Raw genomic sequence first — 13970 nt, forward strand, 5'->3', positions numbered from 1 at the left:
CGATCGGGGCGGCACAAGACCGCCCCGCAGGGAGGGAAACAGTCCATGACCATCATCACCGCATCCCGCCGCGCCATCCTGGGCAGCGCGCTCGCCGCCCCCTGGATCGCCAACCGCGCCGCGGCGCAGGGCATCACGCTGCGCGCCGCCGACATCCACCCCGACGGCTACCCGACCATCGAGGGCGTGAAGCTGATGGGCAAGCTGGTCGAGGAGCGCACCAGCGGGCGCATCAAGATCCAGATGTTCCATTCCCGCCAACTGGGCGAGGAGAAGGACACGCTGGAGCAGACCCGCTTCGGCGTCATCGACTTCACCCGCGTCAACACCGCGCCGCTCAACAACCTGGTGCCGGCGACGCTGGTGGTCGGCCTGCCCTTCCTGTTCCGCGACACCGCGCACATGCAGAAGGTCATGGACGGGCCGATCGGCGAGGACATCGGCAAGGACACCGCCTCGCACGGCCTGATCACCCTCGCCTACTACGACAGCGGCGCCCGCTGCTTCTACACCAAGCCCCGCGCGGTGCAGGAGCCCGAGCAGCTGAAGGGCCTCAAGGTCCGGGTGCAGCAATCCGACATGTGGGTGGCGCTGATGCGCGCCTTCGGCGCCAACGCGACGCCGCTGCCCTTCGGCGAGGTGTACTCCGCCATCCAGACCGGCGTGGTGGACGGCGCCGAGAACAACGTGCCGACCTACTATACCTCCCGCCACTTCGAGGTGGCGAAGTTCTATACGAAGACCGACCACAGCCTCTCGCCCGAGATCCTGGCGATGAGCAAGCGCAGCTACGACAAGCTGGCCAAGCCCGACCAGGAGATCATCCGCGCCGCGGCGAAGGAGAGCGTGCCGCACATGCGCAAGCTCTGGGTGGCGATGGAGGAGGAGGCGCTGGCGAAGGTCAGTCGCCGGCGGCGCCCAGGTGGTGGAGGCCGACAAGGCCGCCTACGCCAAGCTGACCCAGCCGGTCTACGACCAGTTCGTCAAGGACGCCAAGCTGAAGGCGCTGGTCGAGCGCATCCGGGCGGCCTGAGCATCATGCGGGCCCTGCATCGCGGCGTCGGCGGGGCCGCTGCCCTGCTGGCCCGCGCCGCCATCCTGCTCGCAGGCGTCGCGATGGTGGCGATGGTGGCGATCGTCGCCTGGGGCGTTTTCGGCCGCTTCGTGCTGAACGACACCCCCGCCTGGGCGGAAGCCTCGGCCCTGCTGCTGCTCGGCTGGGTCATCCTCGGCGCCGCCGCGGCCGGCGTGCGCGAAGGCTTCCACATGGGCTTCGACACGCTGCGCGACGTTGCTGCCGGCGCCGCTGACGCGCCTCTTCAAGGTGCTGTCCGACCTCGTCGTCACCGTCTTCGGCCTGGCCATGGCCGTCTACGGCGCCGACCTGGCGCTCGAGGTCTGGGACGCGACGCTGCCGACGCTGGGCCTGCCCGGCACGGTGGAATACCTGCCGTTGGCGCTCGGCGGCGTGCTCATCGCCCTGTTCGGGCTGGAGCGGCTGCTGGCCCATGCCGTGACCGGGGAGGCGCCGGCCGGCATGCCGGAACACACGCTGCTGACCGACGCCTGAGGGAGCGGGACACATGGAACTCACCGTCCTGCTCGGCAGCTTCACGCTGCTGCTGCTGATCGGCACGCCGGTCGCCTTCGCGCTCGGCGGCGCGACGCTGGCCGCCGTCTTCTACATGGACCTGCCGCCCGTGGTGGTGTTCCAGCAGCATGTCGTCGGGCATGAACGTCTTCTCCATGCTGGCCATCCCCTTCTTCGTCTTCGCCGGCGACCTCATGCTGCGCGGCCAGATCGCCGATAGGCTGGTGGCACTGGCCGCCGCCATGGTCGGGCACCTGCGCGGCGGCCTCGGCCAGGTGAACATCGTCGCCGCCACGCTCTTCGGCGGCGTCTCCGGCTCGGCCGTCGCCGATGCCAGCGCGGTCGGCGGCGTCATGATCCCGCAGATGAAGGCGCGCGGCTACGCGCCGGAATATGCCGTCAACATCACCGCCAATGCGGCGCTGATCGACCTGCTGATCCCGCCCAGCCACAACATGATCCTCTATGTCATCGCCGCCGGCGGGGCGATCAGCGTGGCGGACCTCTTCACCGCCGGCATCATCCCCGGCATCGTCATGATGCTGACCCTGATGGTGGTGGCCTGGCTGGTCGCCATCCAGCGCGGCTACCCGCGGGAGGCCTTCCCCGGCTGGGGCGCGCTGCTGCGGCTGGTGGTCGGCGCCATCCCCGGGCTGATGCTGATCGTCATCATCTTCGCCGGCGTCCGCAGCGGCATCTTCACCGCGACGGAGAGCGCCTGCGTCGCCGTAATCTACGCCCTGCTGGTCACGGTGCTGGTGTATCGCAGCCTCGGCTGGGCCGGCTTCACCGAAGCGGTCGGCGGCGCGGTGCGGACCACGGGGATGGTCATGCTGATCATCGGCACGGCGACCGCCTTCGGCTGGCTGATGGCGCTGCTGCAGGTGCCGGCGCAGACCGTCGCCTTCATGCGCGGGATCACCGAGGACCCGGTGATGACGCTGCTGCTGATCAACGTCATCCTGCTGGTGCTCGGCACCTTCATGGACATGGCGCCGCTGATCATGATCGGCACGCCGATCTTCCTGCCGGTGGTGAAGGCGCTGGGCATGGACCCCGTGCAGTTCGGCATCGTGCTGATCGTCAACCTCGGCATCGGGCTGATCACCCCGCCGGTCGGGCCGGCGCTCTTCGTCGCCTGCGCGGTCGGCAAGGTGAGCATGTGGGATGCGACCAAGCATAGCGGGCCATTCTATGTCGCCATGCTGATCGTGCTGGGGCTGGTGACCTATATCCCGGCGCTGTCGCTCTGGCTGCCGGCGGCGTTCCGGTAGAAGGAAAGACTGGGGGAGAAGGTATTCTCCCCCAGGCCCCTCATCTATTTCTCCGAGTCTGGCATCCGCCGCGCGGCCACCCGACCCACAAAAGGGAAGGGTGGGGCTTGGGGAGGGAACACCTGTTTCCCTCCCCAATCCTTTTCAGATGTAGGGCAGCGCCAGGCGCATCGCCGCGTCGCGCAGCCGCGCCGCCAGCGGTCGCCGCGCCAGCGCCTCGGTGGTCAGCCGCCGCCCTTGCCCGGCGCCGATCCGCGCGGTGATCTCCGCCGCCACCGCCGCATCGTAGATCTCCACATCCAGCTCGAAATTCAGCCGCAGGCTGCGCATGTCCCAATTGGCGCTGCCCACGAGGCTCCATTCCCCATCCACCACCATCAGCTTCGAATGGTCGAAGGGCGGCGGGTTCAGCCAGATGCGGCAGCCTGCCTGCAGCAGCGGCGCGACATGCGCGCGCATCGCCCAGTCCACCGGGCGGTGGTTGCTGCGCGCCGGCACCACCAGGTCCACCGCCACGCCCCGCATCGCGGCGAGCGCCAGCGCCGAGACCAGCCGGTGGTCCGGCAGGAAATAGGGCGTCATCACCACGATCGACCGTCGCGCGCAGACCGCCGCCTGCAGCATCGTCGCCTCGATCTTCTCGATGTCGCGGTCGGGGCCGGAGGTGATGACCCGTGCCGCCGCCACGCCCGGGCCGGGCTCGGCCGGCGCGTCGAAATGCCAGTGCCGGCCGCCGCTGGCGAAGCACCAGTCGGCATCGAAGGCCGCGGCCAGCCGCCGCACCACCGGGCCGCGGAATTCGAGATGCGTGTCGCGCACCGGATCGTCCGGGTCGCGTAGCACCAGGTTCTCGGCGCCGATGTTCAGGCCCCCGGTGAAGCCGATGCGGTCGTCCACCACCAGGATCTTCTTGTGCGAGCGCAGGTTCAGCCAGGGCATGTCCCAGGGCAGCGGCGCGTGCATGAAGCGCGCCGCCGGAACCCCCGCCCGCCGCAGCCGGCGATAGGCCGGAGAGCGGAAATAGCCGCCGCCGATGCCGTCGATCACCACCCGGACATCGACGCCGCGGCGATGCGCGCCGACCAGCGCCTCGATGAAGGGGCGCCGGCGGCGTCGTCGCGGAAGATGTAGCTGGACAGGCCGATGCGCGCGGTGGCGGCCTCGATCGCGGCCAGCATGCGCGGATAGGCCTCGTCGCCGTTGCGCAGCAGCAGCACCGCATTGCCCGGCGCCGCGGCGCGCCGCGTCAGCCGCTGGCCGCTGCGGTCGAGCGCCGCCGCCAGGCTGTCCCCGGCCGCCGCCGGGTGCCCGGCCGCGTCATGCCCGCCCTCCGGCCGGCTCAGCGTGCCGGCGCGGCGGCGCACGCGGTTGACGCCGAACAGGGCATAGATCGCGCTGCCGAGGAAGGGCGACAGCCAGGCGAGGCCGATCCAGCCGATGGCGCTGCCGACATCCCGCTTGCGCAGCAGCGCATGCGCGGTCACCAGCGCCGAGAGCGCGACATGCAGGGCGGTCAGGGCGATGGTGGTCAGCGTCATGGCCGGGCCACCCTGCCACATCCCGCGATCAGTCGCCCGCCCGCCGCCTGAGCCAGAGGAAGCCGAGCGAGCAGACCACCAGGGCAATCGCAAAGGTCGAGAGCGCGGCGCCCACACCGCCCCAGCCGGCGGCGAGGCCGAGACCGCCTGCAGCACCGCCGCCCCGCCGAAGAAGGCGATGTTGTTGGCCGAGAGCGCCCGCCCGGTCTGGTCCGCCGGCACCGCAGCGCGGACCTGGGCGAAGACCAGGATCTGGAAGGAGATCACCAGACCGAAGGCGACCATGACAGTGGCGTCGAAGCTGGCCGGCAGGACAGGCAGCCCGAGCGCCGAGGAAAGCCAGCCGCCCGGCCCGCCGCCCACCATCAGGAAGACCAGCCCGGCAACCACCAGATGGCTGCCGGCCAGCAGCGCCACCGGCCGGCCGACCCAGCGCTGCACCACGCCCGCCAAAGCCGGTCCGGCGACCAGCGCCACCGCCACCAGCAGCAGCACGTTGCCGGCCTGCACGCGCGACAGACCCTTCGCCTCCATCAGCCAGGGCCCGCCCCACAAGCCGCGCACGCCGAGCACCACGGCGAAGCTGGCGAAGGCGATGACCATCAGCGCCCTGAGCCGCGGCGAGGCGGCGATCGCCAGGATCTCCCGCGTATCCTGCCAGATCGAGCGATGCCCCTGCCGCACAGGGGGCGGCTGCCGCACCGTCGCGGCGACCGCGGCGAAGGCGAGCAGCGCGAGCGCGCCGGAGGCGAGGAAGCCCGCCCGCCAGCCCTGCCATTCCACCAGCAGCGCGAGCGGCGAGGCACTCAGCAGCATGCCGCAATTGCCGAAGGCCTGGATGATGCCGGACCAGAGCGCGAAGCGATGCCCGTCCATGGCGCGGGCGGGCGGCATAGGTCATCGGGCACATCAGCGCCCCGGCGCAGCCGATGCCGAGCACGCATTGCGCGACCAGCATGCCGAGCGGCCCGCCCGCCAGCGCCGCCAGGCCGCAGCCGGTGGCGCCGATCGCCAGCAGCACCAGCGCGGTGCGGCGGACGCCCCAGCGGTCGAGCCCGACGCCGACCGGCACCATGGCGAGCGCGAAGGCGGCCGGGAAGGCGCCGGTCAGCGCCGCCAGCGCCTCCGGCGTCAGGCCGAGGTCGCGCGAGAGGACATCGGCCGCCATCGCCGGCAGCGTGCGCACGGCGTTCGAGAAGACATGCCCCAAGGTGAGCGCCAGGATCGGCAGCTCGGGGCCGCGGAAGCGCGGCACCGTTCCCCCCATGATTATTCTTGGACGCCTTGGCCGTTCAGTTCCGGAACATCTTGCCCGGGTTGAGGATGCCCTTCGGGTCGAGGCTCGCCTTGATGCCGCGCATCACCGCCAGCGCCTCGGCGCCGTGCTCGGATCTCGAGGAACTCGCGCTTGCCGAGGCCCACGCCATGCTCGCCCGAACACGTTCCACCCAGCGCCAGGCCGCGCGCGACGATCTTGCGGTCGAGCTCCCAGGCGCGGTCGAGCCCGGTCGGGTCGTTCGGGTCGAAGAGGATGATCTGGTGGAAATTGCCATCGCCCACATGGCCGACGATGCAGGTGGTGAAGCCCGATGCCACGGCATCCGCCTTGGCGCCGAGGATCGCCTCGGCCAGCTTGCTGATGGGGACGCAGACATCGGTGGTGATGCCGCGATAGCCGGGAATCAGGTTGATGCCAGCCCAATAGGCGTCGTGCCGCGCCTGCCAGAGCTTCGTGCGCGTCTCGGTGTCGGTCGCCCAGGAGAAGCCCTCCCCACCGTAATCCACGGCGATCGCCTCGACGCCCTCGGCCTGCTCCTTCACCGCGGCATGGGTGCCGTGGAATCCCAGGAACAGCGTCGGGGTGGCGCGCAGGCCCTCGAGCTTCGAGTACTTGATGCAGGCCTCCATCTGGTCGGCATCGATCAGCTCGATCCGCGCCACGGGGATGCCGGACTGCATGGTGACGATGGTGGTGTTCACCGCCGATTCCAGGTCGGGAAATTGGCAGACCGCGGAGGACATCGCCTCCGGGATGCCGTGCAGCCTGAGGCGGATCTTGGTGATGACGCCGAGCGTACCCTCGGAGCCGATGAACAGGCGCGTCAGGTCATAGCCATTGGCGCCCTTGCGCGCCCGGCCGCCGGTCTGGATGACCCGGCCATCGGCCAGCACCACCTCGAGCCCCAGCACGTTCTCCCGGATCGTGCCGTAGCGGACGGCATTGGTGCCGGAGGCCCGCGTGGCGCACATGCCGCCGATGGTGCAGACGCTGCCGGGGTCCACGGGGAAGAACATGCCCTGGTCGCGCAGGAAGTCGTTCAGCTGCTGCCGGGTCACGCCCGGCTCGATCAGGCAGTCCATGTCCTCGGGGTTGACCTCGAGCACCGCGGTCATGCGGGAGAGGTCGAGCGAGATGCCGCGCCGCACCGGGTTCACATGGCCCTCGAGGCTGGTCCCGGCGCCGAAGGCGACCACGGGGACCTCGTGCCGGTGGCAGAGGGCGAGGATGCGGGCTGACCTCCTCCGTGGTCTCCACGAAGGCAACGGCATCGGGCAGGGTCGGCGGGGTCTGGTCCTCGCCGCGGCTGTGCTGCTCGCGGATCGCCTGGGCGGTGGAGAGCCGGTCGCCGAGGAATCGCGCGCACCGCGGCGATCACGGCGTCCACGGGGCGGGGGGCGATGGTGTTCATGACGTTTCCTCGTCCCGCGCAAGCGGGCAGGTGAGACAGTGCGGGCCGCCGCCGCCGGCGGTGAAGAGCGAGAGCGCGGGATCGAGCACCGCGAGCCCCTCGGCCCGCAGCGCGGCGTTGAGGTCACGGCTCTCGGCCGCCGATATAACCCGATCCCCGCCGAGGGACAGCAGGTTGCAGCCCAGCCGCATCATGTCGCGATAGGGGACGGGGAGGCAGCGGATGCCCCGGTCCCGCAGCCAGGCGATGAAATCCTCCGGCAGGACGTCGAGGCAGGCCACCGCCAAGCCGGGCGAGGCCAGGCAGAACAGCACGTCGAGGTGGAGGAAATGCTCGTCGAAAGGCTCGATGCGCACCTCCCAGCCCTCCGCCCGCAGCCAGCCGGCGAGTTGCTCCGCCCCCGCCTCGTCGGTCCGGCCGCCGCTGGCGCCGATGACGGCGAGGCCGGGGCGGAGGATGTGGATGTCGCCCCCTCCAGCGTCCCGGCCGAGGATTTCCGCCAGAAGCCGCTTTCCTGCGCGGCGTGCCAGTCGATCAGGTGGGCGTATTCGCCGCGCCGCTGCGGCCGCTCGAGCTGGCAGAGGACGGGGCCGCGATGGGTCACCACCACGCTGTCGCGGGTATAGGCCATGTAGGGGAGGTGCGGCTCGGGCGGCAGGTGGTGCACCTGCACCCCGCCCTGCTCCAGCGCCGCGACCAGCTCCCGGTGCTGCGCCTGCAGCCCCTGCAGGTCGGGCTGGTTGCCCGCCGCCAGCGTCCGCCGGGCGATCGCGTTGGTCGGGATCCAGCGGTAGTGGTCGGGCGCGCAGACCAGCACCTCGGTCAGGCGGCCGGTCTCGGAGCTGACGGTCCAGGGGGCGGCATGGGGCCGAGAGTGGGCGCCCCGCCGCCCAACGTCCAGATAGCCGGGGGTCCAGGGCCGGTCAGCCCGGCTCCTCTCCGAAAAATCCAGCAGCTGCGCGGTCACCCAGTCCGGCCGCTCCTCCGGAATCCAGTGGCCGCAGCCCTCGGCGATGCCGCCGCCGACATCCTCGGCCACCCGGCGCCAGGACTCGATCGCCCCCATCCCTCGGCCGCGGCCGAGCGGGCCGCCGTAGCAGAGGACGGGCATCCGCAGCTTGCCGTCGCGGGCCAGCATCGCTTCGTTATCGGCGACGTCCTGGCGCATGGCGCGGTAGTACTCGAACCCCGCATGCATCGCGCCGGGCTGGGTATAGGCGCGGATGTAGTCCTGCTGGGCCGCCTCCGGCACGCAATCCGCCCTGCCGCCGAAGGTGCGGTAGAAGAAGCGCAGGTAGATCTCCTCCCGCCCCGCGGTCAGCGCCTCGGCCAGCCCGTCCTCCCAGTGGAAGCCGTGGTGCCAGCGGCCGGCGTGGAAAACCGGGGAGCCGTCGCCCGGCACCGGCGCGTCGAAGATCGCCATCCGCCGCACGGCCTCGCGGTGCTGCGCGGCGAGGGAGAAGGCGGTCGGCCCGCCCCAGTCATGCCCGACCAGGAAGAAGCGCCGCTCCCCCAGCACCTCCGCCATCAGCCGCCAGAGGTCGTTCGCGACCGTCCGTTTGTCGTAGCCGCCCACAGGGCGGGAGCTGTCGCCGAGGCCCCGCAGGTCCGGCGCCACCACCCGGTAGCGCGTGGCCAGGCCGGGAATGATGGCCTCCCACATCCGCCAGCTCTGCGGCCAGCCATGCAGCAGCAGCACCGCCGGGCCCTCGCCGGCGGTGACGTAGTGCAACCGGACCTCGCCAAGATCGGCCTCCGCATGCCGCAGGTCCATGGGGATCAATCCGCCAGCACGAAGCCGGCATACCCCTTCGCGGCGACCTCGTCGCACTTGCGCCGATAGGCCGCGACGCCGCCGACATAGGGCATGAAGACGCGCGGCTTGCCCGGCACATTGGCGCCCACGTACCAGGAATTCGCCCGCGGATAGAGCGTGCGGTCGGCCACCTTGTTGACGTGGTCCACCCACTCCGCCTGGGCCTGCTCGGTCGGCGCGATGGTCGCCAGCCCCTTGGCCCGCAGGTGGCCGAGGCATTCGGTGATCCAGTCGACATGCTGCTCGATCGAATGGATCATCTGGCTCTTCACGCCCGGGCTGCCGGGGCCGGTCACCATGAACATGTTGGGGAAGCCGGCGACCATCAGGCCGAGATAGGTCAGCGGCCCGCCCTCCCAGGCCTCGGCCAGCGCCTGGCCCTCGGTGCCGCGGATGTCGATCTCGCGCAGCGCGCCGGTCATCGCGTCGAAGCCGGTGGCGAAGGCCAGGCTGTCGACCGCGTAGTCCGTCCCGCTGGCCAGCCGCACCCCCTGCGGGGTGATCCGCGCGATCGGGTCGCTGCGGACATCGACCAGCGTGACGTTGTCGCGGTTGTAGGTCTCGTAATAGCCGGTATCGAGGCAGAGCCGCTTCGAGCCGATCGGGTGGTCGTTCGGGGTCAGCAGCGCCGCGGTCCGCGGGTCCTTGACGATGCCGCGGATCTTCTCCCGCACGAATTCGGCGGCGGTCTCGTTGGCGCGCTCGTCGACCAGGAAGTCGTTGTAGCAGTTCAGCAGCGGGATGGTGCCGCCGCGCGCCCACATCGCCTCGTAATTGGCGCGCCGCTCCGCCTCGGACACCGCCAGGGCGGATTGCGTCGGGATCGGCACGCCGGAGACGCCGAAGGCGGTCTGCCGCGCATCGACCAGCCGCTCCGCGTAGCGGGCGCGGTGGTCGGCCTCGACGCCTGGGTCCATCGGCGCGTTGCGGGCGGGCAGGCTGGAAATTCGCGGTGCGCTGGAAGACATAGAGGTGCTTCGCCTGGGCGGCGATGCGCGGGATCATCTGGATGGCGGTCGAGCCGGTGCCGACCACGCCCACGGTCTGGCCGGTGAAGTCCACGCCCCTCGGCCGGCCAGAGCCCGGTGTGGTACCACTTGCCCCCGAACTCCTCGATCCCCTGGAAGTCGGGCACGCGGGGGTCGAGAGGTTGCCGGTCGCCATGATGACGTAGCGGGCCCGGATCGCCTCCCCGCCCGCGTCCGCAGCGTCCAGAGCCGCGCGGCCGCGTCGAACCGCGCCTCGGCGATGCGGGTGTTCAGCTGGATGTCGCGGCGCAGGTCGAACTTGTCGGCGACGTGGTTGATGTAGTCCAGGATCACCGGCTGGGTCGCGTAGCGCTCCGGCCAGTGCCACTCGTTCTGCAATTCCTCGGAGAAGGAATAGGAATACTCCAGGCTCTCGATGTCGCAGCGGGCGCCGGGGTAGCGGTTCCAGAACCAGGTGCCGCCGATGCCGCTGCCGGCCTCGTAGCCGCGCGCCGTCATCCCCATGCCGCGCAGCTTGTGCAGGGCATAGAGCCCGCCGAGGCCGACGCCGACCACCGCCACGTCGAGCGGCGCAGGCGTCGTGGAGCTGCTGGTCATTCCTGGGGTCCTCCGGTCGTTCTTGCGCCAAGCTCATCATGGATTGCCGCCGGCGTCACGCCATGCGGGATTGCCGCCGCGCCCGGCGCATGATGGGCTGGCGGCAACCGCGGATCGGGGTGTCGCAACCATGGAAGATCGCTGGCGGGCCCTCGCCATCCTGACGGCCGCGCGCACCAGCCTCGGCTTCCAGTTCCAGTCGGTGGCCGCCGCCTCGCCCCAGCTGGTGGACGGGCTCGGCCTGTCCTATGCCGATCTCGGCACGCTGATCGGTCTCTATTTCCTGCCCGGCCTGTTCATCGCTCTGCCGGCCGGCGCGCTCGGCCGCCGTTTCGGCGACAGCCGGGTGGCGCTCGCCGGGCTGCTGCTGATGGCGGCAGGCGCCGTGCTCGGCAGCCTCGCCGGCGGCTTCGCCGGCCTCGCCGCGGGGCGGCTGCTGTCCGGCATCGGCGCGGTGCTGCTCAGCGTGCCGCTGTCGAAGATGGTGACGGACTGGTTCGCCGGGCGGGAGATCGTGCTGGCCATGGCGGTCTTCATGAACTCCTTCCCGATCGGCATCGGCCTGGCGGTGCTGGGCTTAGGCGGGCTGGCCGGGGCGGCGGGCTGGCCGGCGGTGATCGCCTCCGGCGCCGGGCCGGCACTGGCGGCGCTGGCGCTGCTGCTGCTCGCCTATCGGCCGCACCCGAACGACCATCCGAAAGACGGGGCCGGACCGGCCGCCGCGGGCAGCTGGCGGATTCCCCGCTTGGACGTGGCGCTGGTCTGCATCGCAGGCAGCCTCTGGGGCATCCTCAACGGCGCCTTCGCCATCATGGTCGGCTTCGCGCCGAGCTATCTCGGCGCCGCCGGGCTGGGTGCGGCCGAGATCGGCCTGCTGACCGGGGCGGCGACCTGGCTGGTGGTGGCCTCGGCCCAGGCGGGCGGGATGCTGGCGCAGCGCTGGGGCCGGCCGGGGCCGCTGCTCGCCATCGCCGCGCTCGGCTGGGCGGCCTGCCTGCTGGCGCTGGCGACGCGTACCGGGCCGCCCGCCCTGGCGATGATCGGGTCCGGGCTGGTGATGGGGCTGCCGGTCGGCGTCATCATGGCGCTGCCCTCCCAGGCGCTGCGGCCAGAAGACCGGGCGCTGGGGATGGGGCTGTTCTTCCTCTGGCTCTATGCCGGCCATGCCGGGCCGCCGCCGCTGGCCGGCTGGGTGCAGGACCGCGTTGGCAGCCCGGCCGCGCCGCTCTGGCTCGCCACCGCGCTGGTGCTGGCGCTGCTGCCGCTGTTCTGGGTGTTCCGCCGGGGCGTCGCGGCGCGGCAGCGGGCGGCTGGCTGAGGCGAAGTGCCGCCGGGCGACACTGCCCGGGCGTGCCTCCGCCTTGCCGGCAACGAACCGAGCAACCTGTCAGGCGCCGGCCAGGCCCTCCGCCGGCACCGGCTGCGCCTCCGCCTCCTCCCAGCGCCCGCCCAGGTTCAGCATGGCATCCTCGAAGGCCGCCTCGCTGGCCGGGAAGGGGCCGACCACCGGGCTCAGCGCCTGGCCGGCGGCGTTGAAGCGCATCCAGGCCCAGTCCCCGAGGCTTGGATCCCAGCAGACGCCGATCCGCGCATAGCGGCGGAGCAGCAATCCGGGCTCCTCCGGGTCGTCGCGGTCGATCACCAGGGTGCGGAGATGCATCGGCAGGGCCTCCTTCCGTTCGCGCCAGCCTGGCCTAGCCAAGCTTGCCGCGGCGTGACCGATCCCTTGCGGCCCGTTGGACACTGCCGCGACGGCCCGCGGATGCGCCCTGCCGCGGGGCAGGACAATTCCGCCCGGCGGCCGGTTCCGGCCCCCGCCGATCTGGTCTAGCGTCCCCGGGCAGATGTTGCAGTCGCCCTTCGGGGCGGGGACCCGTTGGGGGGAACAGGAACGATGGCGAACAAGGTCAAGGAAGCGTGGAAGGCCGGCAAGGCCGTGGTCAACGGGTGGCTCGCCATCCCGAATGCCTTCTCCGCCGAGATGTATGCCCAGTGCGGCTGGGACAGCGTGACGGTCGACATGCAGCACGGCGTGCAGGACTACCTCTCCTGCGTCGCCTGCTTCCAGGGCATCCAGCCCTCCGGCGTCACGCCCATGGTGCGGGTGCCGTGGAACGAGCCGGGCATCATCGGCAAGGTGCTCGATGCCGGCGCCTATGGCGTGATCTGCCCGATGATCAACACGCCGCAGGAAGCCGCCAACCTGGTGCAGTACAGCAAGTACCCGCCGCAGGGCACGCGCTCCAACGGCCCGATCCGCGCCGGCGTCTACGGCGAGGCCGGCGGCTACCAGAAGACGGCGAACGAGAACATCCTCGTCATCCCGATGATCGAGACCAAGACGGCGATCGAGAACATCGAGGCGATCCTCGACGTGCCCGGCATCGACGCGATCTATGTCGGCCCCTCCGACCTCAGCTTCTCCTACGGGCTCGAGCCGAAGCTTGACGTCGAGGACCCCTTCATCCTGAAGATCTACGAGAAGCTGCTGACCGAGACCGCCAAGCGCGGCATCGCCGCCGGCCTGCACAACGGCAGCCCGGCCTATGCCAACCGCATGATCAAGATGGGCTTCAAGCTGGTGACGATCAGCAACGAGGTCGGCCTGATGGTCAACGCGGCCAAGTCGGCGGTGAAGGAAGCCCGCGGCGCCCGAGGCTTGCCGGCGGCAGGCCGAGCGGATCGATGCCTCCCGGCGGCGATCCGCTCGGCCGCCCTGCCCCGCCCCGCGCATGGCGGCCCGCCGCCTGGAAGCGACGTTACGCAAAGGCCCGTTCCGGCCGCCCTCGATCTGGTCTAATCAGCCGTCATGAGCCCGCGTCCCCGCCTCCTGCCCCTCGCCGTCGCCACCCTCGCCCTCGGCCTGCTCCAGGGCTGCGGCGGCGACACCGCGCGCACCTTCGGCTTCACCCGCGACGCCCCGGACGAGTTCCAGGTGACGACCCGGGCGCCGCTCTCCCTGCCGCCCGCGCTCGGGGAGCTGCCGGTGCCGCGGCCCGGCGCGGTGCGGCCGCAGGAGCTCTCGGCCCGCGCCGCCGCCGAGTCGACGCTGTCGCCGAGCGCCGCGCTGGGCGCCGCCGGCCCGGCGCGGCCCAGCGCGGCGGAGGCGGCGCTGCTCAGCCAGGCCGGCCGCCCGGCCGGGCCGGACATCCGCCGCCGGGTCGACGAGGAAAGCCTGAAGCTCGACAGCCCCGACCGCAGCCTGGTCGACCGCCTGATCTTCTGGAAGGAGCCGGAGAAGCCCGGCATCGCGCTCGACAGCCGCCGCGAATCGCAGCGGCTGCGGGAGAATGCGGCGCTGGGCCGGGACGCGACCGAGGGCGAGACCCCGATCATCCAGCGCAGCCAGTCCGGCAACCCGGTGACCCGCTTCTTCGAGAGCATCTTCTGACCGCCTGCGGCCGGCGCCCGCGGCATCTAGGCGGGTCGCGCCACATGGCGGGTTTGCGTTCCCGCCCGCGCCTCCCACATGCTG

General features: G+C 71.4%; 10 protein-coding genes and 5 pseudogenes. 6 read left to right on the forward strand and 9 right to left on the reverse strand.

What is annotated here, in order from left to right; all coding sequences use genetic code 11:
• The first annotated feature begins 45 nt into the window (after window positions 1-45).
• Genes dctP through ACQ86J_RS16760 form a run of 3 tightly spaced genes read left to right on the forward strand, consistent with a single transcriptional unit; the run spans window position 46 to window position 2865 of the window.
• Complete coding sequence (dctP, locus tag ACQ86J_RS16750; protein ID WP_431271988.1) at window positions 46-1629, forward strand: TRAP transporter substrate-binding protein DctP; 1584 nt, start codon at window positions 46-48, stop codon at window positions 1627-1629.
• A complete protein-coding gene (locus tag ACQ86J_RS16755) occupies window positions 1584-1811 on the forward strand; it encodes a hypothetical protein (RefSeq protein WP_431271989.1) in 228 nt (75 codons plus the stop codon). The genes dctP and ACQ86J_RS16755 overlap by 46 nt, the downstream gene beginning before the upstream one ends.
• Window positions 1732-2865 (forward strand): TRAP transporter large permease, encoded by a 1134-nt coding sequence (locus ACQ86J_RS16760; RefSeq protein WP_431271990.1) that lies wholly within the window; start codon window positions 1732-1734, stop codon window positions 2863-2865. Before ACQ86J_RS16755 ends, ACQ86J_RS16760 begins: the two co-directional genes overlap by 80 nt.
• A 144-nt stretch (window positions 2866-3009) precedes the next feature.
• Here the strand turns inward: ACQ86J_RS16760 and ACQ86J_RS16765 are convergent.
• The 8 genes and pseudogenes from ACQ86J_RS16765 to ACQ86J_RS16800 form a co-directional block, all read right to left on the reverse strand.
• Window positions 3010-4403: pseudogene (locus ACQ86J_RS16765) on the reverse strand (phospholipase D-like domain-containing protein).
• Window positions 4404-4616: 213 nt separating this feature from the next.
• Window positions 4617-5297, reverse strand: a pseudogene (locus tag ACQ86J_RS16770) (MFS transporter); the annotation flags it as partial.
• A 49-nt stretch (window positions 5298-5346) separates the two neighbouring features.
• Window positions 5347-5670: pseudogene (locus ACQ86J_RS16775) on the reverse strand (hypothetical protein); the annotation flags it as partial.
• Window positions 5671-5695: 25 nt separating this feature from the next.
• Window positions 5696-7093: pseudogene (locus ACQ86J_RS16780) on the reverse strand (FAD-binding oxidoreductase).
• Window positions 7090-8010, reverse strand: a complete 921-nt coding sequence (locus ACQ86J_RS16785; protein ID WP_431272433.1) for a dimethylarginine dimethylaminohydrolase family protein — start codon at window positions 8008-8010, stop codon at window positions 7090-7092. Before ACQ86J_RS16785 ends, ACQ86J_RS16780 begins: the two are co-directional and overlap by 4 nt.
• 104 nt (window positions 8011-8114) lie before the next feature.
• A pseudogene (locus tag ACQ86J_RS16790) lies at window positions 8115-8867 on the reverse strand (alpha/beta fold hydrolase); the annotation flags it as partial.
• A gap of 5 nt (window positions 8868-8872) precedes the next feature.
• Window positions 8873-9877: a flavin-containing monooxygenase gene (locus ACQ86J_RS16795; RefSeq protein WP_431271991.1), complete on the reverse strand. Its 1005-nt coding sequence runs from the start codon at window positions 9875-9877 to the stop codon at window positions 8873-8875.
• 33 nt (window positions 9878-9910) lie between these two features.
• Entirely contained in the window at window positions 9911-10495 is a 585-nt protein-coding gene (locus tag ACQ86J_RS16800; RefSeq protein WP_431271992.1) for an NAD(P)-binding protein, read from the reverse strand.
• A gap of 130 nt (window positions 10496-10625) precedes the next feature.
• Between ACQ86J_RS16800 and ACQ86J_RS16805 the strand changes: the two genes are divergently transcribed.
• Window positions 10626-11813, forward strand: coding sequence for a CynX/NimT family MFS transporter (locus ACQ86J_RS16805; RefSeq protein WP_431271993.1), 1188 nt, complete (start codon window positions 10626-10628; stop codon window positions 11811-11813).
• Window positions 11814-11882: 69 nt separating this feature from the next.
• On the opposite strand, the gene ACQ86J_RS16810 is transcribed toward ACQ86J_RS16805, so the two are convergent.
• A complete protein-coding gene (locus ACQ86J_RS16810) occupies window positions 11883-12155 on the reverse strand; it encodes a hypothetical protein (RefSeq protein WP_431271994.1) in 273 nt (90 codons plus the stop codon).
• Between the two features lie 234 nt (window positions 12156-12389).
• On the opposite strand from ACQ86J_RS16810, the gene ACQ86J_RS16815 reads away from it, so the two are divergent.
• Window positions 12390-13295, forward strand: a complete 906-nt coding sequence (locus ACQ86J_RS16815; protein WP_431271995.1) for an HpcH/HpaI aldolase family protein — start codon at window positions 12390-12392, stop codon at window positions 13293-13295.
• Window positions 13296-13304: 9 nt separating this feature from the next.
• A complete protein-coding gene (locus tag ACQ86J_RS16820) occupies window positions 13305-13886 on the forward strand; it encodes a DUF3035 domain-containing protein (RefSeq protein WP_431271996.1) in 582 nt (193 codons plus the stop codon).
• Window positions 13887-13970: the final 84 nt, after the last annotated feature.

Source organism: Dankookia sp. P2 (genome assembly GCF_050632255.1).
In the GTDB taxonomy this organism is placed as follows: domain Bacteria; phylum Pseudomonadota; class Alphaproteobacteria; order Acetobacterales; family Acetobacteraceae; genus Paracraurococcus.